The sequence below is a fragment of the Streptomyces sp. NPDC001514 genome (genome assembly GCF_053597075.1).
In genome coordinates this window covers 114,672-138,650 of sequence record NZ_JBSFHO010000008.1, presented here as the reverse complement: position 1 = coordinate 138,650, position 23,979 = coordinate 114,672, and the positions used below count along the sequence as shown (strand labels likewise).

The window sequence follows — 23,979 nt, the reverse complement described above, 5'->3', positions numbered from 1 at the left end:
GCGGTTTTCAGCGGCCGGCGAAGGTGGGCGCCAGCGCCGCGATCAGGCGGTCGTGGTACGCCCTGCAGTCACCGGCGAGGTGCGGGTACTCGGCGCGGAAGTCCGCCCATTCGCTCTCGCAGTCGAGGTCCTGGAAGTGGCTCAGCGCCACGGGATTCGAGGCGTACCACGCCGCGTCGTAGGGCTTGAAGACCGCCTCCAGCAGCTCGTACGGCAAGGGGTGACGCTCGGCAAGCAGCACCGCGTCGTACAGGTCCTTGCCCTGCGGATGGAGATCGGTGAACAGCCAGAGCAGCTTCCAGGCCAATGACAGCTCCGGCGTGGCCGCCCACAGCAGGGACCCTGGACCCACTTCGGTGGGCTCCGGCGGGACCGGCATCAACTCGTTGAAGACGAAGTCCAGTTGCACGAGCCCGCCGGGCACGCCGGGTGCTGCCCAGGGGAGCACCATGCGCCGGCCGGGCACCCGGTCGTAGGTCCAGATGTACTCGGACCGCGCACCGCGCGCGGAGATCCGGACCCGGCCGCCGCGCTGCTCCGCCGTACGCTCGGCAGCCTCTGCGACCGCGTCGAGCATCCGCTGCGTACGGCCCTCCTCGATGCGCCAGTCCGGCGGCACCACCACGAAGTCCAGATCGCCCGGCTCCCGCGCGGCGTCACCGAACCAGGCGTCGAGCAGCACGCTGCCGCGCAGCGTCAGACAGTCGACCCACGCCGAGCCCGCGATCGCGGCGAGCACCGAGTGCAGCGCCTCACGGCGGGCCGTCCGCCAGGCCATGCCCGCAGGGCGGTCGTCGAAAACCGGCTCCGATGCCCGGTACGCATCGCTGAAGTGCAGGAGCGCCGGATCGAAGATCCGTTCCTGCCGCAGGCCCTGCCCGGTGAACGTCATGAGCGTGCGCGGCGGCTCGAGCTTGCGCCGCCGGCGCTCCACCTCCGGTTCCGTCGGGTCGTTCGGACCCTTGGGAATGTCGCGCCGCTCCCATGCCGTACCCATGTCCCACCCCCTGGGCCGATCGTCCCAGACCACCGCCACAGCCCGCACGCGAGTAACTGCCGCCCATGCAAGGGGAACCCGTCCCCGTAACCACCCGGTCACGGACCGGACTTGCTGTGCTGTCCCGGGGGTCGACCCCCGGACCCCCGGCCGCGGGCCGGTCCCGGACTCCCGGCACCCGCCTCCGTAACCACCCGGTCACGGACCGGACTCGCTGTGCTGTCCCGGGGGTCGACCCCCGGACCCCCGGCCGCGGGCCGGTCCCGGACTCCCGGCACCCGCCCCCGTAACCACCCGGTCACGGACCGGACTCAAAAAGTCACCGCACGCCCCTCGTGGCAGTGATGTGTCGTACCCCACACTGGGGTGCGGTGCCTGAGTCCTCGGAGCGCGGCCGGTCCACGGAAGGTGGGCCACTCACCCCCGCGGATCCGCTCATCGTGTACGGGACGGACGGCGGCCCGGCCGCCGTCGCCGTCCCGCTGCCGCCTGCCCCCCAACCGGCAGCGCTCACCCTGGAGGTCGCCACCGTGCAGACCCAGACCCTGACAGAAGCCGATACGGTCACGGCCGTTCCGCCGCAGAGCCGGGCCGCGCACCATCCCGAGAACGAGCCGCCACCGACGCCGGAGGCCGAGGCGGTGCCGGAGCTGTCCGAGACGCCCGACCTGCCCGAGCCGCCGCCGGGTGGCCGCGCGGAGACCGGTGCGGGTCCCTCGTCGGATCTCTTCCGGCAGTATCTCCGTGAGATCGGCCGGATTCCGCTCCTCACCGCCGTCGAGGAAGTGGAGCTCGCCCGCCGCGTCGAAGCCGGCCTGTTCGCCGAGGAGAAGCTCAGCAGTACCCCGGACCTGGACTCGCAGCTCGCCGTCGACCTCGACAAGCTCGTCGTCATGGGCCGGATGGCCAAGCGCCGGCTCATCGAGGCCAACCTCCGCCTCGTCGTCTCCGTCGCCAAGCGGTACGTGGGCCGCGGGCTGACCATGCTCGACCTGGTCCAGGAGGGCAACCTCGGGCTGATCCGGGCCGTGGAGAAATTCGACTACGCGCGCGGCTACAAGTTCTCGACGTACGCGACCTGGTGGATCCGCCAGGCCATGTCGCGGGCCCTCGCCGACCAGGCCCGGACCATACGCGTCCCCGTCCATGTCGTCGAGCTCATCAACCGCGTCGTGCGCGTCCAGCGGCGCATGCTCCAGGAGCGCGGCTACGAACCGACCCCCGAAGAGGTCGCCGCCCAGCTCGACCTGGCGCCCGAGCGGGTCGGCGAAGTGCTGCGCCTCGCCCAGGAACCCGTGTCGCTGCACGCGCCCGTCGGCGAGGAGGACGACGTGGCGCTCGGCGACCTCATCGAGGACGGCGACGCCGCATCGCCCGTCGAGTCCGCGGCGTTCCTCCTGCTCCGCGAGCACCTCGAAGCGGTGCTCTCCACCCTCGGCGAGCGCGAGCGCAAGGTGGTCCAGCTCCGGTACGGACTGGCCGACGGGCGGCCCCGCACCCTGGAGGAGATCGGACGGATCTTCGGCGTGACACGCGAACGCATCCGCCAGATCGAGTCCAAGACCCTCAACAAGCTGCGGGACCACGCCTTCGCGGACCAGCTGCGCGGCTACCTGGACTGAGCGTCGCCGTCGCCCGCGTGCCGTCGCCCGCGTGCGGTCGCCCGCGTGCGGTCGCCCGCGCTGCCGCCGTCGTCTCGTCACCCGCGCCGGCCGCGTTGACCGCGGCCTTGCCCACGTCCCGGTCCCGGTCCCCCGTTGTCCCCGTCACCCGCAGGAGCGGGCCCGGCGTGCCCGCCGGGCCCGAACCCCCTTACCTGTCAGTCGACTTCGGCGACCGCCTGGGCGAACTGCGCCGCGTACAGCCGGGCGTACGCGCCCTCCGCCGCCAGCAGCTCCTCGTGCGTGCCCTGTTCGACGATCGACCCGTCCTCCATCACCAGGATCACGTCCGCGTCCCGGATCGTGGAGAGCCGGTGCGCGATCACGAAGCTCGTCCGGCCATGGGCGAGGCGCGCCATCGCCTTCTGGATCAGCACCTCGGTACGCGTGTCGACCGAGCTCGTCGCCTCGTCGAGCACCAGGATCACCGGGTCGGACAGGAACGCCCGTGCGATGGTGATGAGCTGCTTCTCGCCGGCGCTGACGCCCGAGCCCTCGTCGTCGATGACGGTGTCGTAACCGTCGGGCAGGGTACGGATGAAGCGGTCGGCGTGTGCCGCCCGCGCCGCCTCCTCGATCTGCTCCCGCGTGACCTTGCCGGACGTCCCGTACGCGATGTTCTCGGCGATCGTCCCGCCGAACAGCCAGGTGTCCTGCAGCACCATGCCGATCCCGGCCCGCAGGTCGTCCCGCGACATGGTCGCGATGTCGACTTCGTCGAGGGTGATCCGGCCGCCCGTGACCTCGTAGAACCGCATCAGCAGGTTCACGAGCGTGGTCTTGCCTGCGCCCGTCGGGCCGACGATCGCGACCGTGTGCCCCGGCTCGACCTTCAGGGAAAGATCCTCGATGAGCGGCTTCTCCGGGTCGTATCGGAACGCGACCTTCTCCAGCGCGACCGCGCCGCGCAGCTTCGCGGGGCGGGCCGCGGTCGCCGGCTCGGGCTCCTGCTCGTCCGCGTCCAGCAGCTCGAATATCTGCTCGGCCGAAGCGACACCGGACTGCACGAGGTTCGCCATCGACGCGACCTGCGTCAGCGGCATCGAGAACTGCCGCGAGTACTGGATGAAGGCCTGCACGTCACCGATCGACAGGGTGCCCGAGGCGACCCGGAGACCGCCGACCACGGCCACGAGCACATAGTTGATGTTCGAGATGAAGAACATCACGGGCTGCATGATCCCGCTGTTGAACTGCGCCCGGAATCCGGCCTCGTACAGCGCGTCGTTCTGCTCGGCGAAGTCCTTCGCGGACTCCTCCTGCCTCCCGAAGACCTTCACCAGCGCGTGGCCGGTGTACATCTCCTCGATGTGCGCGTTGAGCCGGCCCGTGGACTTCCACTGCTGCACGAACTGCGGCTGCGAGCGCTTGCCGACCTTCGCCGCGACGAACACGGACAGCGGCACCGTCACCAGCGCGACCAGCGCCAGCAGCGGCGAGATCCAGAACATCATCGCCAGCACGCCCACGATGGTCAGCAGCGAGTTGATCAGCTGGCCCATCGACTGCTGCATGGTCTGCGAGATGTTGTCGATGTCGTTCGTCGCGCGGCTCAGCACCTCACCGCGCTTGGCCTTGTCGAAGTAGGACAGCGGCAGCCGCGACAGCTTCGTCTGTACGTCCTCACGCATCCGGTACACGGTCCGGTTGATCACCCGGATCGACGCCCGCGTCGCGACCAGCATCAGCAGCCCCGCGGCCACGTACACCACGAGCGCCACCAGCAGGACGTTCCCGACCGCGGCGAAGTCGATGCCGTGGCCCGGGGTGAAGTCGACGCCGGACAGCACGTCCGCGAGCCCGCCATCGCCCCGCTCGCGCAGGCCGTCGACGGCCTGCTCCTTGGTCGTGCCGTCCGGCAGCTGACGCCCGACGACCCCCGCGAAGACGAGGTCGGTCGCGTTGCCGAGGATCTTCGGCCCGACCACCGAAAGGCCCACGCTCAGCACACAGGCCACCAGCATCAGCCACAGGGTGGGCCGGTCGGGCGCGAGCTGTCGCAGCAGCCGCTTGCCCGAGCCCTTGAAGTCCATGGACCGCTCGCCCGACTGGCCCATCATCATGCGTCCGCCAGGACCCGCCATCAGGCAGCCTCCGCCTCGGTCAGCTGGGAGAGCACGATCTCCCGGTACGTCTCGTTGCTGTCCATCAGCTCGTGATGGCGCCCGGTGCCCACGACACGGCCCTCGTCGAGGACCACGATCCGGTCGGCGTCACGGATGGTCGACACCCGCTGGGCGACGATCACGACGGTCGACTCGGCCGTCTCCAGCGCCAGCGCGCCGCGCAGCGCCGCGTCCGTCGCATAGTCCAGGGCCGAGAAGGAGTCGTCGAAGAGATAGATCTCCGGCCGCTGCACCAGCGTCCGGGCGATCGCGAGCCGCTGCCGCTGACCGCCCGACACATTGGTGCCGCCCTGCGCGATCGGCGCGTTCAGCCCGCCGTCGAGTGCGCGGACGAAGTCGGCGGCCTGGGCGACCTCCAGCGCGTTCCACAGGTCCTCGTCGGTCGCGTCGGGATTCCCGTACCGCAGATTGGTGGCGACCGTGCCGGAGAAGAGATACGGCTTCTGCGGTACGAGCCCGACGGTCCGCGCCATCAGCGCCGGCTCCAGTTCCCGTACGTCGACGCCGTCGACGAGCACCTCGCCGCCGGTCACGTCGAACAGCCGCGGGACGAGCCCGAGCAGCGTCGACTTGCCGCTGCCCGTCGACCCGATGATCGCGGTCGTCTCACCCGGCCGGGCCACCAGCTCCACATCCCGCAGCACGGGCTCCTCGGCACCCGGGTAGCGGAAGTGCGCTCCCCGCACCTCCAGATGCCCGCGGCGCGCCAGCTCCCGCACGGGCCGCGCCGGCGGTACGACGCTGGAGCGGGTGTCCAGGACCTCCTGGATCCGCTCGGCGCACACCTCGGCGCGCGGCACCATCATGAACATGAAGGTGGCCATCATCACGGCCATGACAATCTGCATCAGATAGGCGAGGAATGCGGTGAGCGCGCCGATCTGCATCCCGCCGCTGTCGATGCGGTGCGCACCGAACCAGACCACCGCGATGCTCGACACGTTCACGACGGTCATCACGACCGGGAACATCAGCGCCATGAGGCGGCCGGTCGCCATGGAGACATCGGTCAGCTCGGTGTTCGCCCCGCGGAACCGTTCCTCCTCGTACGGGTCCTTCACGAACGCCCTGATCACCCGGTTGCCGGTGATCTGCTCGCGCAGCACCCGGTTCACCGTGTCGAGCCGCTCCTGCATGGTCCGGAACAGCGGCCGCATCTTCTTCACGATCAGTGCCACCGAGATGCCCAGCACCGGCACGACCGCGAGCAGCACCGCCGACAGCGGAACGTCCTGGCCCAGCGCCAGGACGATGCCCCCGACGCACATGATCGGCGCGGAAACCATCAGCGTGAACGCCATGAGCACCAGCATCTGGACCTGCTGGACGTCATTGGTCGTGCGCGTGATGAGCGAGGGCGTGCCGAAATGCCCGACCTCGCGGGCCGAGAACGACTGCACGCGGTCGAAGACGGCGGCCCGTACGTCGCGGCCGAGTGCGGCCGCGGTCCTGGCGCCGTAGTAGACGGCTCCGATGTTGCCGGCGACCTGGACGATGCTGACGGCGACCATCAGCGCGCCGAACGTCAGGATGTAGCCGGTATCGCCCTGTACGACACCGTTGTCAATGATGTCGGCGTTCAAGGTGGGCAGATAGAGGGTGGCGCTGGTCTGCAGCAGTTGCAGCGCCACCAGCACGGTGAGGGGTTTGCGGTACGGACGCAGGAACGCCCGGAGCAGTCTTATGAGCACGCCAAGGTCTCTCGGGTCGGCAAAATCGTGGAGTCGCCCCAATCTTGCGGTACTCCACCACCCGTTGCCCAAGGGATTTCGCCAAGCTCCGGTCAAGAACGGGCACCCGCGAAGGAACGCGCTCCCGGCCTCCCGGGCCCGCCCGTCAGGCGCCGAACGCGCCCGGGTGCACCTGGTCCCGCGTCGCGACGTACTGCTGTCGCACCGCCTGGCCCACCGGCAGCTCCTCGCCCGGCTCGAAGACCTGCGCCGCCGCGCCCTGCCAGGCCGGCGGGGCGTGCGGGGCGAGCTGCCCCTGCGCCACCCCGAGCGCCCAGGCGGCCTGCCGGGCCGCACCCAGCGCCGCGTAGTCGGCGGGCTGCGGTACGACGACCTGCGCGGCGAAGATCGCCGGCGCCGCCGCCTGCACCGCGGGCAGCTCCGCGGCCTGCCCCAGCAGGAACACCCGCCGCACGTCCACGCCCCGCCCGCGCAGCACGTCCAGCGCGTCGGCGAGCCCGCACAGCATGCCCTCGAAGGCCGCGCGCGCCAGATGCTCGCGCTTCATCGACTCGCGACGGAGGCCGGTGAGGGTGCCCGCGGTGTGCGGAAGGTGCGGGGTGCGCTCGCCCTCGAGGTAGGGGAGCAGGACGAGACCGGAGGCGCCCGGGGTCGACTTCATCGCCAGCGCGGACAACTCGGCCAGGTCCTCGATGCCCAGGAGCTCGGCGGTGCCCCGCAGGGCCCTTACGGCATTGAGGGTGTGGACGACCGGCAGATGCATACCGGTGGCGTCCGCGTAGGACGTGATCATTCCGGACGGGTCGGCGAGTGCCTCGTGATGCACGGCCATCACGGAACCGGAGGCTCCGAGCGACACCACCGCGTCACCGGGCCCGAGCCCGAGCCCGAACGCCGCGGCCATCGTCTCGCCGGTGCCCGCGGAGATCAGCAGCCCCTCCGGGGTGGTCCCGGCGGCGTCGGAAGGGCCCAGCACCTCGGGCAGCGCGGCCTGATGGCCGAGCGCCAGCTCCACCAGGTCCGGGCGGTACGAGCCCGTGCCCGCCGACCAGTACCCGGTCGCCGACGCCGCGCCCCGGTCCGTCGTACGGCGCGCGGGCCTGCCCAGCAGCTGCCACACCAGCCAGTCGTGGGGCTGCATCACGGACGCGGTGCGCTGGGCCGCCTCGGGCTCGCTCCGCGCCAGCCAGCGCAGTTTCGCGACGGGCAGCCCCGACTGCGGTACGCATCCGACGGCCTCGGCCCAGGCCTGCCGCCCGCCGAACGCCTCGATCAGATCCGCGGCCGCGACCTGCGCCCGCTTGTCGTTCCCGACCAGCGCGGCCCGCACCGGGGCCCCGGACGCGTCGAGCGGCACCAGCCCGTGCTGCTGTGCCGACACGCCGATGGCCTGCACGCCTTCCAGCAGCCCGCCGGCTGCGGCCTCACCCAGCGACAGCAGCCATGCCTGTGGATCGACGTCGCTCGCTTTCGCCTCGACCGGGTGTGGTGCGTAGCCCTGGCGCAGCACGGCGCCCGTGTCCGTGTCGCAGACGACGATGCGAGTGAAGGCGGACGAACTGTCCAGCCCGGCGACTATCCCCATACCTTCAGATTCTGCCGCACTCGGGGGCCCGCCACGGCCCGGGGACGGCCGAAGCGGCCCCGGTCCGCCGCGCGGGTCGCCATCGCTCGGTGCCGGGGGCACGCGTCGGCCGGAGCCGTGCGGGGACCAGGGCTGCGCCTGGGGGGCTCAGGGCCGTGCCTGGAGCGACGCGCCACGCAGGACCGGCGCTGTGCATGGAGGGGCGCATGAAGCGGCGCCAGGCACGCGACCAGAGCCACGCAGGGGCCGTTCTCATGTGTTGCTCGTACCCCAGTCGTCCTCGCTGCCGCCCTGGCTCCGCTCCCGCAGCGACCGCACCCGCTCGGCCACCGAGTCGGGCACATGGTCCCCGACCTTGTCGCTCACCGCGTGGTAGGCCTTCCCCGCCATCTCGCGGCTCGTCTGCGCGGCGGACTCCGCGGCGTTGCGCACGGCCGGGTTCTGCGCGACCTCCCGGGCGGACTTCTTCAGCTGCTCGTAACGCTCGCGCCCGGCCCGGGTGCCGAGCACGTAACCGACGGCCAGTCCGGCGATGAACGTGAGCCGGTATCGCATCGCTGCCACCCTTCGCCTGCGTCGTCCCCGACGCCGGGATCTGAGGTCACGAGGTCAACAGGGGCGAACCGATTGGCGGACCACCCCCCTGCTTGCGCTAATGTATGTGTCGCAGCGAGCGAGCGCCGCCCGGGAAGCCCGAGGTAGGTACGATCGGTGCACACGCAGCATTCCCCTGTAGCTCAATTGGCAGAGCAGCCGGCTGTTAACCGGCAGGTTACTGGTTCGAGTCCAGTCGGGGGAGCGCGGTCCCCTGTAGCTCAATTGGCAGAGCATTCGGCTGTTAACCGGAGGGTTACTGGTTCGAGTCCAGTCGGGGGAGCTTGCCGAGGAAGAGGACCCTACGGGGTCCTTTTTCCATGTGTTTCCGGGCTTCCGGAACCGCGCAGGCGGCAGCGCAGTCCTCATGGTCATAGCGACGCCGACCATCCGAGGCAGGAGATCGTATGAGCGGCTATGCTGCGGCAGACGGCGCGCACAAATGTGCGCGACGCGCCGTTAGGGGCGGTAGCTCAGCCGGTTAGAGCAGCGGACTCATAATCCGTCGGCCGTGGGTTCGAGTCCCACCCGCCCCACCGAGAGGTGGTCCTGCAGGAACGTTTCCATCTGCAGGAATGAGTGTGCCCCCGGTTCGTGGCCTCCTGTGTGAGGCGCGCCGGGGGCGTTTTGTCGGCAGTTTGCCGTTCTCCAGGCGGGACACCTTCGAACGCTGCCGGCCGAGCCGCTCGGCCAGGCCCTTGCCGTCCAGGCCGGCCACGACTCGCAGAGGTTCCCGGCGCAGCCGCTCGGCGGCCTGTTCGGCGAAACGCCTGGCCCGAGCCCGCAGCCTCCAGCACGATCATCCGGGGTGCTTCGCCGTCACAGCGAACGCGCCTCGGATGCCTTTACCGACCATGCCGGGCTTGCAGGCGGTGGCGTACGTGCCGGCCTCGGTCACCTTCACCGTCATCGTGCGCGATGTACCAGGGCCGATGCCCTCGACCTCGCTGACCACCTTGTCCTCCGGGCTGTAGAGGTAGAACTCAGTGATCTTGTTGCCCTCGTTGGTGATCTCGAACGATATGGACCCGGCAGGTGCTGACGTACGGGACAGCTCGCACGCGTCATCGGTGGCCCGAACGGTAATGGCTCCGGACTTCGCGACGTCGCCGCCGCTGCCCTTCTGGGCGCAGGCGGTAAGGAGGGCGAGCGGGCAGGCGGCGAGGAGGGCGAGGGCGGCGAGACGGGCTACGCGAGAGATCACATCAGGCTCCTGAGGGCGTCGGGCGGCTGGGGCGGCCGCAGTTTAGGTGAGACGACTCCCTGGCTGTCCAAATACTGACGCTCCAACAGTCGCAGGCTGCGCCTTGCGGCCGGTTGATGAGCCGTCAATCTGCCTGCATGCAGCCAGGGTTGGCGCGGCCGCCCCGATATGCGAAGAATGACTGCATTGTGAGACGGTTTGACGGGCGCACGGCGAGCTCTTAGGTTCGCCTTACCTTACCTTCGACCGAAAGATTTCGGCCATGTCTAAGCCTTCTCTGCGCTCGTTCTGTCTTGCCGCCCCACTCGCGCTCGCCCTGACGGCCTGCGGCGGCACCGACGCCGACAAAGCCGCGGACGCGCCCAAGGGCAAGGTGAAGGAGAGCGCCCCGGCCGGTGTGGCGCACCAGCACACCGTGCTCGAGGCGGAGATCGCGGCCCGCGGCGGGGAGACCAAGGCCGGTGAGTACCGCATCGGCTACATCGTCGAGGCCGCCGAGCCGTGGTTCCAGAGCGAGCACGGCGCGCACGGGAAGCTGGTCAACCGTGAGCCGGCCAAGAACGAGACCCACCACATCGAGATCATTCCGATGGAGGCCAAGACCGGCCGCATCGTGCCGAATGTGCCGATCCGGCTCGAAGTCGTCGACGGCAAGGGCAAGGTCGTCCAGGCCCAGGACCTGAACTTTTACCACGCCGAGTTCTTCCACTACGCCAACAACTTCTCCATCCCCACGGCCGGTAAGTACACCCTGCGCGCCACCCTCAAGCCGCCGACGTTCCTGCGGCACGGAGCCAGCGGGGAGAAGCCCGCGCTCAGCGAGACGGTCACCGCCACGTTCGCAGGCGTGGAACTGAAGGACGAGAGCTGACCGGTGGCCCTCACGTCCGACAGACCCATGGCCGCTCCGATACCCCGCCGCGCCGGGGGTTCTGAGCGGCCCACACCTCTGTGGGTCCTCGCCGCGCTGGGCGTTTTCAGCTCAGCTGCCCTGACCGGCGTGTGCTGGATGTCCGGCCATGTGCACGCCGACCCGACACTGCAGACCGTGGCCCGTTTCTTCCATGTCGCGGCGCTCGTCGTCGGCCTGGGCTCCGTACTCGCCGTCGACTGGTTCGCCGTCCTGTGGCTGCTGGGACGACGCCGACTGGCCGACATCCTGAGCACCGCCTGCACGCTGCAGGTGCCGATCTGGCTCGGGCTGGCCGGGCTGGTCGTCACCGGCCTGTTCCTGCGCCCCAATCTGGAATCGCCGCTGACCCTGGTCAAGCTCGGGCTCGTCCTGGCCCTCACTCTCAATGGCCTTTACGCCCATTGGCTCGGTCAGCGGCTCCACTTGTGCGAGGACAACCGCGTACCGCGCCATCTGCTCATCCAGTCGGGCGCCGCGGCCACAGTGAGCCAGACCTGCTGGTGGGGCGCCAGCCTGATCGGCTTCCTCAACAGCCAGCCCTGACCCGGCGGCTGTGAAGACCACGTACAAGGAGACCGCGTGTTCGCCAACTACCTCATCGGCCTTCGTGAGGGCCTTGAGGCCAGCCTCGTCGTCTGCATCCTCGTCGCCTACCTGGTCAAGACCGACAACCGCAGCAAGCTGCCGCCGATCTGGCTCGGCGTGGGCATCGCCGTCGCACTCAGCCTGGGCGTGGGGGCGGTGCTGCAATTCGGCTCCGGTCAACTGACCTTCGAGGCGCAGGAGATGCTCGGCGGCGGGCTGTCCATCCTCGCCGTCGGCCTGGTGACCTGGATGGTCTTCTGGATGCGCCGCACCGCCCGGCATCTGAAGGCTGAGTTGCACGGCAAGCTGGACGAGGCTCTCGCCATCGGCACCGGTGCCCTGGTGGCCACGGCCTTCCTCGCCGTGGGCCGCGAAGGACTGGAGACCGCCCTCTTCGTCTGGTCCGCGGTCCAGGCCACCGGTGACGGAGCCCGCCCGCTGGCCGGCGCCGTCCTCGGCCTGCTCACGGCCGTCGCACTCGGCTGGCTGTTCTACCGCGGCGCGCTGCGGATCAACCTTGCGAAGTTCTTCACCTGGACCGGCGCCCTGCTGGTCGTCGTCGCGGCCGGCGTCCTGGCGTACGGAGTCCACGACCTCCAGGAGGCGAGCATCCTGCCCGGCTTGGACAACCGACTGTTCGACATCAGCGCCACGATCCCCCCGGACAGCTGGTACGGCACCCTACTCAAGGGCATCTTCAACTTTCAGCCCAACCCCAGCGGGCTCCAAGCCCTCTTCTGGGTGCTCTACCTCGCCCCGGTCCTCTTCCTCTTCCTGCGCCCGGCCCGCATGGCGATCACTGAGACGCCGCCGCCGGCGGAAGTCCAAAAGGAAGAGGTGGCCTGAGCCTCCCCGTTCGGGGGACAACGAGCTAGGCGGCTGACCTGCGAAGAAGCCGCGCGGCTCGCTGGTGGGCCGGAAGGGAGGCGTCGTCGTCCGGGAGCGGAGCGACAACGGCCCGTTCTCGGCGATTTCCCTTTCGCAGATCCTGTTTGACCTCAGCGTGACACCGGGCACTGACAATCGCCCGTCGACCACCCCTTGGACGTCGGTCTCCTCACCTCGAACCTCGCCTTCTTCACCCGCCCGGCTATTCCCAAGCCGTGCGCGCAACCGGTGATCGGCGCGTAGCAGAGACAGCGGCCTCGCCGGTACGAAGGGACCGTTCCTAATCAGTGAGCAGGAGTGAGTCTTGGACCCAAACCTGTTCAACTGGCGCATCCCGAACGGTTGTGGATGCACTGGTCACCCGCGTTCTCGCCGCGTCCGGCGACACGGATCGTGTCCGTGGTCCGGGGATGCGGGGGCGGGTTTCCTCACGCCCGCGGGTGCCGTGTCCGGCCTGGGCGGTCCGATGCCCCACACGATCGCTCTGGTCGTGTGGGGGCGGTGCCGTCCGTCGCCGGACGCGGTGCCCGAGAGCGCGTCGCCCGATCGCGACGCCAGCGGCGTCGTGGCGGGTGGTCTTGCGGTTCTTGCTGCTGAGGGGCTTCTGCCAGTGCTCGGCGCCCCAGCGGGAGGTGTAGGCGGGGTCGACGACGACGATGCTGATGCCGAGTTCGGCGGCCATGGACACGAGCCGTGCCCGCAGTTTGGCGACGGGCATGCCGGAGATCAGCTTGCGGAACCGCTTCCTGCGGCCGTGCTTCTCCCGCGTCTTCTCCGCGCCGAAGTCCAGGTCCTCGATCGCGATGGAGACGTCTTCACGCCGTGCCCAGTGAAGGAGGCGGGTGAGGGCGTGCCTCACCTGGGCGTCCCGGTACGTGGCCGGCCCGTCGAGGTCGTAGAAGAATCGGCGGGGCTTACCCATCGGGTTGCCGTGCTCATCCAGACGCCATGCTGCGAAGTGGTCGGCGTTGGTGTCCACACCGATGAGTCCGTTTGCCCTGGCCACGGCCAGGGGAACGGTCTGGACCGGGGGAATCGTCCACGATGCGGTGAGATACCAGCGGCCCCGGTCCACGTCCAGGTGGATGCGGTAGGCGATAGCACGGTTCGCCGCTACGCGGTCGGCCCACTCTTCACCGCGGTGCCGGAAGTCGATCCGGCCGTCGAGCACGTACCGGCCGCGCGGGGCGTTGGCCAGGTACGCCAGAGGAGCCGGGAGCTTGATGCCGACCTCGCCGTCCAAGCTGACGCGGATGGTCTCGTTCCCGAAACGCTTCCCTGACTCCCCGTCTGCCTGGAGGAACCAGCGTTCGGCATCCCAGCGCTCGCGCCACTCGTGCTCGGTGAGCTGGGCAGCTTCCAGATTATGCCGGTTGCGAGCCAGTCGCTTCCCGCCCCGCACCACGTGCACGACACCGGCCTCACGGTCGGACCGCTCGCGTTCCAGCCGGTTTTCCAGCACATGCAGGCGCCGGGTCTTTTGGAACCACTCCTGCTTCGTGCGGTAGCCACCCGGCGCCCGCTTCGTGCCCTTCTGTCCGACCGGCTGGGAGAGGCGGTGCGCGATCGTGCGCACCCCGGCCTCAAGGTTCTGGATATGGGCGAGGTGGGCACGGCGCGAGAGGCCCCACTGGTCGTGGGTGGCCTTCGTGATACTCCCGGCCCAGCGGGAGGACGACTCCTCGGTCAGGGCCCGCTTGCGCTCCGCCCACTGGTCGCTGTCGTGATCGGTACCCGCCCGGCAACGTGCCTTGAGGTCGGCACAAGCCAGCGAACTCAGGTGTGCGCCCACCAGGGGCAGCACCTCACGGTCCCGCTGGGACATGCCCTTGATGCTGGTGCGGGTCGCCACCCCGGACGGGCCTAGCGCAACGAACGGCGCCTCGATCGTGCGCAGTGCGGAGTCAGCCATGCTCGGCGGCCTCCAAAGCCTTGCGGGCACGGTTCTTCGCCGACCGGCGACCGTACAGGCGAGCACAGAACGAGGTCAGCACCTCGACCATGTCGCGCACCAGGTCGTCTTGGACCTCGCCGTCATCAAGGACCACGAGGCGGCGCCCATGCGCGGACAGGGCGGCTTCGACAAGTTCGGTGTTCATCCGGCCCAGCCGGTCCTTGTGCTCGACCACCACTGTGGTCACGTCCGGATCGGCCAGCAGCCGCTTGACTTTGGGGCGGGCACCGTTCATACCGGATGCGATCTCGGCCTCCACGCGCACCACCCGGTGGCCGGCCTGCGCCGCCCACTGGGACAGCCGGGCGACCTGCCGTTCCAGGTCGGTCTTCTGGTCATGGGAGGAGACGCGGGCATACAGGCCCAGCCCGCCGATCGCCTCGGGCGCCGCGTTGACCTCCACGTTCACGAGGATCGTGCGCGGGCCGACCCGCTGAGCCGGTACCGGCAACGTCCCTTCGCGGAACCAGCGATACGCGGTCTGCGGATGCACGCCCTGCGTCTTCGCCCATTCCGTGAGATTCATGCTCTGACAACGACACTCACTCATACATGGTTACGCTCACTCATCCGACTTTGAAGAGCAGCAGTTAAAGACCCCGCGCACACACCGGGTGCGGCGATGTGGACGCTCGGAACGGTGGCGCACCCTGCTGTCAGCGACGTCGCACGAACGGCACGCGGGCGCGGGCACTCGAGTGTGAATCTGGCGGCCCGCCGCGCCGGGTGCTGGGGGAGGACGCCGTGGACGTGGGCATCGTTGCCGGGGTCGTGCGGGGCTGCGGAGCGGTGGTCCCACCTGGCCTTTGGAGGCGCGCATGCTCGGCTGCCGTACTTTGCCGTCGCGGATGCCGACGAGATCGTGCGAAGGGTGGAGGAGAACGGCGGCTCGGTGCTGATACCGGCGGCGGACGTGCCGGACGTCGGCATGGCCCGACCAACAAAATCCGTTGCCGCACCGCCCTGATCAGCGGTTCGCGTCGCATGCCGCGAGGGAGTAAATCTGGCTGAAGGGATGAATGGGGCGACAAGAAAGGGTGGACGGGGCAATGAGCGTTACCTTTCCAGGAGAGTCGGCGGCGTATCGTGCGGCACGCGACCGGCTACTCGAGCAGGAGATCGAGCTGCGTCGTGCCACCGAAGCGGTCGCGGCCGCAAGGCGTGATCTACCATCCGGTGGTCTCGTCCCGGAGGACTACGTTTTCCAGGGGGAAGGGGCTGACGGCGCCCCGGCCGAAGTAAGGCTGTCGGAGCTGTTCGCGCCCGGCAAGGACTCGCTGGTGATCTACAGCTACATGTTCCCGCGTCACCCCGGCGACCAGCGACCGGGGCCCAAAGGCGGCCGCACGGCGCAATTGAAGCTTGAGGAGGGGCCCTGTCCCTCCTGCACGGCCCTGCTGGATCAGCTGGACGGCGCGGCCGAGCACGTCACCCAGCGCGTCAATTTCGCGGTCGTGGCGAGAGCGCCCCTTTCGCGGCTCCTGACATTCGCCGAGGAGCGCGGCTGGCGGCGGCTGCGCCTGTTGTCCTCGGCCGGCAACACCTACAGCAGCGACTACCGTGCCGAGACGGCCGACGGTGCGGCCATGCCGATGCTGAATGTCTTTCGGCGCGACGGCGGGGAGATCCGCCACTTCTGGGGCTCGGAGATGCTCTACGCGCCCACCGAACCCGGTCAGGACCCCCGTCACGTAGGCACCCTTGAGCCACTGTGGAACATCTTCGACCTCACCCCGGAGGGGCGCGGAGCCGACTGGGCCGAGCAGCTGAGCTACTCATGAAACCCAACCCGGTTCATGACGCCGGGGCGCCCGGCCGGACGCGCGCACCCGGTCTGCGGCGAAGGAGGACGGACGTTGCCGCAGGTGATCGGTAGGACGACCGCGGCCGCCGCCGGGAGGAGGACGCCGTGCCTGCGGAGGCGAGCGAGCCACTGCCTCGGGGCTCCGTTGACCATGGAGCTCCCAGCTCGCGGCGGCCGGCTCACCGATGCGCCCGCCTCCAGGCCGGCCCTTGACCTTCCAGCACACTGGAGGGTCCACCGTCCAGGCACAGACGGAGCACAGTGACGGAGAGGGTGCGCCATGAAATCGCAGCCGCCCTTGCGGGCCGGGCCGTGCTGGTGGACTGGTACTGATGACGGCCGCAGGTGACCCGACTTGCTCAGGTCACCCTCACACACGTCCCGGCCGGCACCCTCGCCGGTCGGGGCGATCATGAGACCCCACAGCGATGCCGCACGCAGCGGCAGTCGGCCCCTGACACTCTGACGCATCGTCGTCGGCCCCCTGGTATCCGCGCAGCGTCATCAGGGGCTTGATCACGATTACCTTGGGTCCGTCTGAGCCTCTCATTCATTTTCCCTCCGTTCGGCCTTCACCTATCTGTGCACACAGGCCCTTCACAAGCCGCGACCGTCGGGTGCGCTCGGGGAGTTCTTCCGACCTGTGGCGGTTGGCGCAGAGGTGGAAGCGGGAGGGGGTGGTTTCGATGGTTCGGGCACGTTTCCTGTACGTGGTGCGCGTATCGCCGCAGAGACCGGATGGCGGGGAGAAGCCCGTCGGATGGCGGCTGGTCGGCGCGAACAACCGTGAACTGGGCCGCAGCGTCGAGGCGTTCGGCAGCCTCGCGGCGTGCCAGGCCGCGGTGGGCGAGCTGCGGGAGAAGGTCGCGGGGGCCCGCGTGCTCATGAGCATGTCGGATGCGGCGCACAGTTGGACGTGGCGCGTGGAGATCGAGGGGCGGGCCTGCGCCGTCGCCGGGCGGCCCTATCTGCGCCATCGCGAGTGCCAGTTCAATCTCGGCCAGTTCCTGGCCGCAGTCCCCGTGGCCCAGTTGCCCGAGGGGATGCCGAACCGGCCGCGGCTGCGCGGAGTGCCGCTGCGCGGACCCGCCCGTCCCCGGGCGGGGTCTACGCGGGCAGAGCCGGACGACGAGAGCCACGCCGTCGCGCAGGCCCATGGCCGTGACCGTGGTCGTGTCCGGGCCGGGGCGGGGGTGTGATGACCGTTGTCATGCCCGGTGTCGGACAGCCGTCCGGACCGGGTCCCGACCCCCTGGACGCGCCGCGAGTGGTGCGTGGCAGGGACGTGCCGGCGGACCGCGTGTTCCGGGGGGCGGCGCGCGGCAGCGGGGCCGTGGTCCTGGTCATCATGCTGCTGGTCGGTGTCTTCCTCACCTACCGTGCCGCCCAGGCGCTCGGCGTCGCCAAGGTTTCCTTCCTCACCACCTCGGCCTGGGAGCCGGACTCGCGCAACTTCGGCATTGCCGCGGTGCTCACCGGCACGGTCCTCATCGGCCTCGTGGCGATCAGCATCGCGGTACCGCTGGCGCTCGGCACCGCGCTGTACATCTCCGAGTACGCGCCGCGGAAGCTGAAGCGGACCCTCGTCAGCCTCGTGGACCTCATGGCCGCCGTGCCGAGCGTGGTGTACGGACTGTGGGGCGTGTTCTTCCTGCAGGGGCACATCGTCGGGCTGTCCCGCTGGATCTCCGCGTACCTCTCGTGGATCCCGCTCTTCGCGGTCGACGGGTCCGACCCGCACGACCCCCTGCAGACGACGACGGTCTACACGTCCTCCACCTTCATCGCCGGCATCGTCGTGGCGCTCATGGTCACCCCGATCGCCTGCTCGGTGATGCGCGAGACGTTCTCGCAGGCGCCTCCGGGCGAGCGCGAGGGAGCCTTCGCGCTCGGGGCGACCAGGTGGGGCATGATCCGAGCCGTCGTCCTGCCGTTCGGCTGGGGCGGTGTCATCGGCGGCACCATGCTCGGCCTCGGCCGGGCACTCGGCGAGACGATCGCCGTCTACATGATCATCTCGCCGGTCTTCGTCGTGCAGTGGCACGTCCTGCAGAACGGCGCCAACTCCGTGTCCGCGCTGATCGCGCTGCGCTACGGCTCCGCGAGCGAGTTCGGTATGTCGGCCCTGATGGCCGCGGGGCTCGCGCTGTTCCTGATGACCCTCGTCGTGAACTTCATCGCGTCCTCGATCGCGGCCCGCAGCCGCTCGGGCAGCGGGGCGGAGGCCTGAGATGACCGACCTCCTCGAGGACTCGCCCGCACAGCCGCCGACGACCGTACGGCGGGCGGCCGGTGCGGCGGACCACGAGTCCCTCGAAGTCCGCAGGAACACCTCGACCGTGCATGCCTCGGACCTCCTCGCCCTGGCCGGCGCGGCCGTCGGGTCGGCGGCGCTCACGGCCCTCCTCTTCATCTGGATCGCCCCGTTCGACTCGCTCCTCGGCTTCGTGGTCCTTGCCTACGTCCTCTTCCTCGGCCTGTACGCCGTGCTGGTCTCCTTCGACGAGAACGGCGTGACGGTACGGGACAAGGTCGCGGCGGTGCTGTGGCAGAGCCTTGCCCTGCTCGTGCTTGCGGCGCTGGTCCTGGTCGTCGCATACACCCTGTGGCGCGGCAGGTCGGCCCTGGTGCACCTCAACTTCTTCACCGAGGACATGTCGCGCACCGGTCCGCTGGAGCCGCTCACCCAGGGCGGTGTCGTCCATGCCATCGTCGGCACGCTGGAGCAGATCGCCATCTCGCTGGTGATCACGGTGCCCCTCGGGCTGGCGTGCGCGGTGTTCCTCAACGAAGTGCCGGGAAGGTACGCCCGGTTCGTACGGACCATCGTCGAGGCGATGACCGCGCTGCCGTCGATCGTGGCCGGACTCTTCATCTACGCCACGGTCATCCTCATCCTCGGCGTCGACAAATCCGGGTTCGCAGCCGCTCTGGCCCTCAGCGTGATGATGCTGCCCATCATCATCCGCGCCGCCGACGTGGTCATCCGGCTCGTGCCGGGTTCGCTGCGCGAGGCGTCGTACGCCCTCGGCGCGAGCCAGTGGCGCACGGTGTGGACCGTGGTGCTGCCCACCGCACGCTCCGGGCTCACCACCGCGGTGATCCTGGGCACCGCCCGGGGGATCGGCGAGACCTCACCGGTGCTGCTCACCTCCGGCCTCGCGAAGGGCGTGAACGCCAATCCGTTCAGCGGTCCGCAGGTCTCGCTGCCGCTGGCGACCTTCGGACTCGTGGGATCTCCCCAGCCCAGCCTGATCGTTCGTGGGTTCGGCTCCGCTGCGCTGCTGATGGTCCTCGTGCTCCTGCTGTTCGTGGTGGCCCGGGTGGTCGGCGGGCGCGGTCCGGGCGAGCTGACCCGCAATCAGCAGCACCGGCGCGTGGTGGCCTCGCGCCGCGACGCCGAGCGCATGAGCAGGCGGGCACAGCTCAGGCAGCAAGCGGCCGGGGTGCCGGGGGGCTTCCCGGACGCGGACGCACCACCGGCCGGCCCGTCCGATGCCCCTGTCCGGCCCCCGGAGTGACCGAACACCGCGCACGCCGGCCCGCACCCGCACCAGCGCGCACCGCCCCGCCCCGTACCGACCACACCGCCCAGGAGTCACCAGCCATGCCCGGATCGCCTCCGGCAACGACAGCACGCCTCCTCCCGAGAGTCGTGACCGCCTTCGCTCTCGTGGCCGCCCTCCTGCTCGGCGTCGCGATGCCGGGCGCCGAGCCCGCCGTCGCCGCCACGTACGTCCCGATCTCGGGTGCCGGATCCACCTGGAGCCAGAACGCCATCGACCAGTGGGTCGCCAACGTCAAGCAGTACGGCATGACGGTCAACTACAACCCCACGGGGTCGTCCGACGGCCGCAACCAGTTCCGCAACGGCACCGTGGACTACGCCGTCTCCGAGATCCCCTACGGCATCAAGGACTCGGGCGTCGTCGACTCGCCGCCGTCCCGGAAATACGCCTACATGCCGATCGTGGCCGGCGGAACCGCGTTCATGTACAACCTCACGATCGGCAACAAGCGGGTGACCAATCTCCGGCTGTCCGGAGAGGTCGTCGCCAAGATCTTCACCGGGCAGATCAAGACCTGGAACGACCCGGCGATCAAGGCCGACAACCCGGCGCTCGCCGCGGCGCTGCCCGCCCGCCGGATCGTGCCGGTGGTGCGCTCGGACGGCTCCGGCACCACCGCGCAGTTCACCAAGTGGCTGAGCACGAAGCACGGATCCGTGTGGGACGCCTACTGCCGCAGGGCCGGCCGCCAGACTCCGTGCGGGGAGACGTCGAACTTCCCGGTCGTTCCGGGCAGCGGCTTCGTCGGTCAGTCGGGCTCGAACGGCGTGTCCGGCTACGTCGCCGAAAAGGGCAACGTCGGCACCATCACCTACGTCGAGTACTCCTTCGCCGTGTACACCACCGGATTCCCGGTGGCGAAGGTGCTCAACGAGGCCGGGTACTACACCGAGCCGACCGCCAGGAACGTGGCGGTGGCGCTCACGAAGGCGCAGATCGAGGAGAACCCCTCCTCGCCGAAGTATCTGACGCAGAAGCTCGAAGCCGTCTACAACGACACCGACAGGCGCACCTACCCGCTCTCCAGCTACAGCTACATGATCATCCCGACCAAGCTGGAGTCCAACTTCAACGCCCAGAAGGGCAAGACCCTCGGCGCCTTCGCGTACTACTTCCTCTGCCAGGGGCAGCAGCGGGTCGACCGTCTCGGCTACTCGCCCCTCCCGATCAACCTCGTGGAGGCCGGGCTGAAGCAGGTCCGCAAGATCCCCGGCGTGGACCCCGAGAACATCAACATCAAGAACTGCCGCAACCCCACCTTCTCCAGCGACGGCACCAACACGCTGGCCAAGACGGCGCCTTACCCGCCCGACTGCGACAAGAAGGGCACGACGCAGTGCTCCACCGGCACGGGCGGCGCCAAGACCCCGACCACCGTCAACGGCTCGGGTTCCGCCTCCGGCGGCGGTTCGTCCGGCGGCTCGGCCCAGGGCGCCACGGGCGGCGGCAGCACCGGCTCCGGCGGCTCGACCGCCGGTGCGGGCGGCAAGGGTGCGGGCGGTACGACGTCCGGCACCGGAACCGGCAGCGGCGGGGCCACGGGCGGCCCCGGTGGGGCCACGATCGACCCGGACACGGGTCAGGTCATCGGGGAGAACGGCGCGGCGGCCGCCGGCGGCAGCGGTGACGCCTTCGCCGTACCCGTCACGACCTCCCGGGGCATCGGCGGCGGCATGCAGAGCGCGCTCATGGCGGTGGCGGGCGTACTTCTGGTGGCGCTCACCGTCGGACCGCCGCTGCTCAGCAGGCGGCTGAAGCGAGGCAGGTCATGATCGCCGCTCTCCGCCGCTTCGTCAGCACATCGGCCACCGTCGCGCTCGTCCTGCTCTCCGTGATCGGTGCCGCCGTGGCGGCCTCGGCCCCGTGGCCGGCCGACGCCGCCGACCGGGCCGCCGCCGGGGACGGATCCGCGGTGACCGTCTCCGGACGGGGCCCCTACGCGGATCTGAAGGTGACGGTCAGCCAGACCCGGAACCTGGTCAACCAGGCGGTGAAGATCAGCTGGCGGGGCGCTGCCCCCACGATCTCGGACACCACCTACGCCGCCAACTACCTCCAGATCATGCAGTGCTGGGGCGACGGCGCAGCAGGACCCGACCCCGAGCAGTGCCAGTTCGGCGGTTCGTCCGCACTGGACATCGGCACGACCGCCGGCGCGTTCACCAACACCCGGCAGCTGACGTACGGCGGCCTCAAGGACCCGGCCCAGCAGCTTCCTCCGGCGACCGGCACCGGCATCTCGTACGTCCCGTTCAGATCCGTCACCGGCGAGGTGAGCGCGAAGGGGAACTGGAACGACTTCTACGACGTGAGCACCACGAACGAGGTCCCCCACGCCCGCAGCGGCCCCGACGGCAAGGGCGAGGTGTACTTCGAGGCCCAGACGGCGCTGGAGGCGCCGGGTCTCGGCTGCGGCGAGGTGCCGGCCGGCGCCTCGAACGGGTCGCCGGGACGATCCTGCTGGCTGGTGGTCGTGCCGCGCGGCGAGACCGAGGTCGACGGCGGCTCGTACCGCTCCCAGCCGAGCGGACAGCTGCAGTCGTCGCCGCTCACCGCCGGCAACTGGAAGCACCGCCTCGTCGTGCCGCTGCGCTTCGAACCGATCGGCAGCTTCTGCCCGATCGGCGCCGACGAACGGAGCGCACTCGGCCACGAGATCGTCGCCGAGGCCGTCATCCGCTGGCAGCCGGCCCTGTGCCGGACCGGCAGAAAGACGATCTTCGGGTATGCCCGGGTGACCGACGACACGGCTCGCACCCAGCTGGTCTCCGACGCGCCCGGCATGGTCTTCCTGGGCCGTCCGGTCCCCGGCGACCGGGTGCCGGCCGGTCGGAAACCCGTCTACGCGCCCGTGGCGCTGTCCGGACTGACCATCGGCTTCTTCATCGAGAGCCAGGCCGGCTTCAACGCGCCCGCCGAGGTCAAGGCGCGCGACGGAGCACGGCTGACCAGCCTCAACCTCACCCCGAGGCTCATCGCCAAGCTGCTCAGCGAGTCGTATCAGGACGGCAATTCGCGCTTCGCGACGAGCACCGCCGAGAACCCCTTCAACCTCGGCCACGACCCGGAGTTCCACAAGTACAACCCCGCCTACAAGGACCTCGACTTCCGTGGCAGCCTCGGCGACGCGCTGGTGTCCGAGGCGCTGTCCGACGCGACGGGGCAGCTGTGGAGCTGGGTCGACCAGGACCCGGCCGCCCGGGAGTTCCTGAACGGCACTCCCGACACCAAGGGACGCCACGGCGACCCCGCCTTCTCCGGAATGAAGGTCAACCCGCACTACCGGGGCATCGAACTGCCCCTGAACTCCTTCCCCAAGAGCGACCCGTTCTGCCAGGAGTTCGCCGACCACCCGGACCACCCCCTGTGCATCCAGGACAAGCACCCGTACGCCTCCGACATGCACGCGGCCGCCCGCGCGGCCGCCCGGGGCGACACCCTGGCCCGGGCCAGCTGGGACGCCACCGCCACGCCCCCCGGCTACAAGAAGACGCCGCCGCAGAGCGCGGGCCGGCGGGCGGTCCTTGCCGTGACCGACACGGCGACGGCGAGCCGGTACGGGCTGGTGACGGCGAAGCTTCAGAACGCGGCGGCCCGCTTCGTCGGCCCCGACGAGGCCGGTCTGCTCGCCGGCCAGGCGGCGATGAAGCCCAGCGGCGTCGATGGAGTGCTGAGCCCCGACCCGGGCACGAAGGTCGCGAACGCCTACCCGCTCACCCTCCTCACCTACGCCGCGACCGTGCCCGAGCAACTGACCAAGCAGGAGGGCCAGGACTACGCGGCACTCCTGAAGTACGCGGCGGGCGCGGGCCAGCAGCCTGGGGTGGCGGCCGGAACGCTCCCCGCGGGGTACGCCCCGCTGCCGCAGGGCCTGCGCGCGCAGACCCGCGTCGCGGCCGACGCCATCGCGTCCCGGGCGGGCACTTCGGCCGCAGGTCCCGGTCCCGGCCCCGGCGGCGACGCGGGCGGCTCGGACGCGTCCGGCGGCGGTACGGCAGGGAGCGGCGCAGCCGCGGGCGCCGGGGCGTCCGGCGGGCAGCCGGGCGCGGCCGGAGGCGCCGACGCCTCCCCGCCCGCGGCCGCACAGCCGTCCGGGAAGCCCTCCGCGGGCGCGCCCGCCGCGGCCTCCGAAGGACCCCCCATCCGTACTCCGGCATGGGCGCTCGGCGCCGTGCGCTACGCCCTCCTGATCGCCCTCGTCGTCGGGCTCGCCGCCGCGGCCGGCGGCCACCTCCTGCCCAGGGTGGTGCCGCGGCTGTCGGCGGGACTCGCGGCCCGGCGCGCCGGGGCCACGTCACCCGGAAACCAAGGGAGGTGATGCCCGAACCCGGAACACCGACAGGTCCGCGCCAACGAACTGTCCGAACACGCGCCGGGCATCACCCGGCGAAAGCCTAACCGAGAGGTA

Annotated in this window: 18 protein-coding genes and 3 tRNA genes; 13 read left to right on the top strand and 8 right to left on the bottom strand. The window is 70.2% G+C overall.

All coding sequences use genetic code 11. The features are described from left to right. Window positions 1-7: 7 nt before the first annotated feature. A complete protein-coding gene (locus ACWCXB_RS11710; protein WP_450721596.1) occupies window positions 8-997 on the bottom strand; it encodes a nucleotidyl transferase AbiEii/AbiGii toxin family protein in 990 nt (329 codons plus the stop codon). A 371-nt stretch (window positions 998-1,368) separates the two neighbouring features. On the opposite strand from ACWCXB_RS11710, the gene ACWCXB_RS11705 reads away from it, so the two are divergent. Continuing rightward, on the top strand, window positions 1,369-2,619 hold the full coding sequence (locus tag ACWCXB_RS11705) for an RNA polymerase sigma factor (RefSeq protein WP_450721594.1): 1,251 nt from the start codon (window positions 1,369-1,371) through the stop codon (window positions 2,617-2,619). A gap of 197 nt (window positions 2,620-2,816) precedes the next feature. Here ACWCXB_RS11705 and ACWCXB_RS11700 read toward each other — a convergent pair whose 3' ends face one another. The 4 genes from ACWCXB_RS11700 to ACWCXB_RS11685 form a co-directional block, all read right to left on the bottom strand. After that, window positions 2,817-4,742, bottom strand: a complete 1,926-nt coding sequence (locus tag ACWCXB_RS11700; RefSeq protein WP_450721592.1) for an ABC transporter ATP-binding protein — start codon at window positions 4,740-4,742, stop codon at window positions 2,817-2,819. Then, window positions 4,742-6,475 carry an ABC transporter ATP-binding protein gene (locus ACWCXB_RS11695; RefSeq protein ID WP_450721590.1) on the bottom strand — a complete coding sequence of 578 codons (1,734 nt, stop codon included), beginning with the start codon at window positions 6,473-6,475 and terminating at the stop codon, window positions 4,742-4,744. Before ACWCXB_RS11695 ends, ACWCXB_RS11700 begins: the two co-directional genes overlap by 1 nt. Before the next feature lie 145 nt (window positions 6,476-6,620). Beyond that, window positions 6,621-8,060 (bottom strand): FGGY family carbohydrate kinase, encoded by a 1,440-nt coding sequence (locus ACWCXB_RS11690; RefSeq protein ID WP_450721588.1) that lies wholly within the window; start codon window positions 8,058-8,060, stop codon window positions 6,621-6,623. A gap of 252 nt (window positions 8,061-8,312) precedes the next feature. Then, a complete protein-coding gene (locus ACWCXB_RS11685; RefSeq protein WP_450721587.1) occupies window positions 8,313-8,615 on the bottom strand; it encodes a YtxH domain-containing protein in 303 nt (100 codons plus the stop codon). Window positions 8,616-8,786: 171 nt separating this feature from the next. Between ACWCXB_RS11685 and ACWCXB_RS11680 the strand changes: the two genes are divergently transcribed. The 3 genes from ACWCXB_RS11680 (at window position 8,787) to ACWCXB_RS11670 (ending at window position 9,190) form a co-directional block, all read left to right on the top strand. After that, window positions 8,787-8,859: transfer RNA gene (locus ACWCXB_RS11680), tRNA-Asn, on the top strand. Between the two features lie 5 nt (window positions 8,860-8,864). After that, window positions 8,865-8,937 (top strand) — tRNA-Asn (locus ACWCXB_RS11675). A gap of 179 nt (window positions 8,938-9,116) precedes the next feature. Continuing rightward, window positions 9,117-9,190: transfer RNA gene (locus tag ACWCXB_RS11670), tRNA-Ile, on the top strand. A gap of 263 nt (window positions 9,191-9,453) precedes the next feature. On the opposite strand, the gene ACWCXB_RS11665 is transcribed toward ACWCXB_RS11670, so the two are convergent. Then, complete coding sequence (locus tag ACWCXB_RS11665; RefSeq protein ID WP_450721585.1) at window positions 9,454-9,858, bottom strand: cupredoxin domain-containing protein; 405 nt, start codon at window positions 9,856-9,858, stop codon at window positions 9,454-9,456. Window positions 9,859-10,120: 262 nt separating this feature from the next. Between ACWCXB_RS11665 and ACWCXB_RS11660 the strand changes: the two genes are divergently transcribed. The 3 genes from ACWCXB_RS11660 to efeU all read left to right on the top strand — a co-directional run bounded on the left by ACWCXB_RS11660 (window position 10,121) and on the right by efeU (window position 12,202). After that, window positions 10,121-10,729 carry an iron transporter gene (locus ACWCXB_RS11660; protein WP_450721583.1) on the top strand — a complete coding sequence of 203 codons (609 nt, stop codon included), beginning with the start codon at window positions 10,121-10,123 and terminating at the stop codon, window positions 10,727-10,729. Window positions 10,730-10,858: 129 nt separating this feature from the next. Beyond that, entirely contained in the window at window positions 10,859-11,314 is a 456-nt protein-coding gene (locus tag ACWCXB_RS11655) for a hypothetical protein (protein WP_450721581.1), read from the top strand. Window positions 11,315-11,350: 36 nt separating this feature from the next. Beyond that, window positions 11,351-12,202: an iron uptake transporter permease EfeU gene (efeU, locus tag ACWCXB_RS11650; protein WP_450721579.1), complete on the top strand. Its 852-nt coding sequence runs from the start codon at window positions 11,351-11,353 to the stop codon at window positions 12,200-12,202. 322 nt (window positions 12,203-12,524) lie between these two features. Here efeU and ACWCXB_RS11645 read toward each other — a convergent pair whose 3' ends face one another. Next, entirely contained in the window at window positions 12,525-14,156 is a 1,632-nt protein-coding gene (locus ACWCXB_RS11645; protein WP_450721578.1) for an IS200/IS605 family accessory protein TnpB-related protein, read from the bottom strand. Next, on the bottom strand, window positions 14,149-14,724 hold the full coding sequence (locus ACWCXB_RS11640) for an IS607 family transposase (RefSeq protein WP_450721576.1): 576 nt from the start codon (window positions 14,722-14,724) through the stop codon (window positions 14,149-14,151). The genes ACWCXB_RS11645 and ACWCXB_RS11640 overlap by 8 nt, the downstream gene beginning before the upstream one ends. 511 nt (window positions 14,725-15,235) lie before the next feature. Here ACWCXB_RS11640 and ACWCXB_RS11635 point away from each other — a divergent pair. From ACWCXB_RS11635 to ACWCXB_RS11610, 6 genes are all read left to right on the top strand, one after another. Further along, the gene (locus tag ACWCXB_RS11635; RefSeq protein WP_450721574.1) at window positions 15,236-15,979 is read left to right on the top strand and encodes a DUF899 family protein; all 744 of its coding nucleotides are present in this window, start codon (window positions 15,236-15,238) and stop codon (window positions 15,977-15,979) included. 709 nt (window positions 15,980-16,688) lie between these two features. Further along, window positions 16,689-17,201: a hypothetical protein gene (locus ACWCXB_RS11630; RefSeq protein ID WP_450721572.1), complete on the top strand. Its 513-nt coding sequence runs from the start codon at window positions 16,689-16,691 to the stop codon at window positions 17,199-17,201. Continuing rightward, window positions 17,201-18,232 (top strand): phosphate ABC transporter permease subunit PstC, encoded by a 1,032-nt coding sequence (pstC, locus tag ACWCXB_RS11625; protein ID WP_450721570.1) that lies wholly within the window; start codon window positions 17,201-17,203, stop codon window positions 18,230-18,232. The genes ACWCXB_RS11630 and pstC overlap by 1 nt, the downstream gene beginning before the upstream one ends. A gap of 1 nt (window position 18,233) precedes the next feature. Beyond that, complete coding sequence (gene pstA, locus ACWCXB_RS11620) at window positions 18,234-19,523, top strand: phosphate ABC transporter permease PstA (protein WP_450721568.1); 1,290 nt, start codon at window positions 18,234-18,236, stop codon at window positions 19,521-19,523. 134 nt (window positions 19,524-19,657) lie between these two features. Further along, the gene (gene pstS, locus ACWCXB_RS11615) at window positions 19,658-21,343 is read left to right on the top strand and encodes a phosphate ABC transporter substrate-binding protein PstS (protein ID WP_450721566.1); all 1,686 of its coding nucleotides are present in this window, start codon (window positions 19,658-19,660) and stop codon (window positions 21,341-21,343) included. Next, the gene (locus ACWCXB_RS11610; protein WP_450721564.1) at window positions 21,340-23,889 is read left to right on the top strand and encodes a hypothetical protein; all 2,550 of its coding nucleotides are present in this window, start codon (window positions 21,340-21,342) and stop codon (window positions 23,887-23,889) included. The genes pstS and ACWCXB_RS11610 overlap by 4 nt, the downstream gene beginning before the upstream one ends. Window positions 23,890-23,979 lie beyond the last annotated feature (90 nt).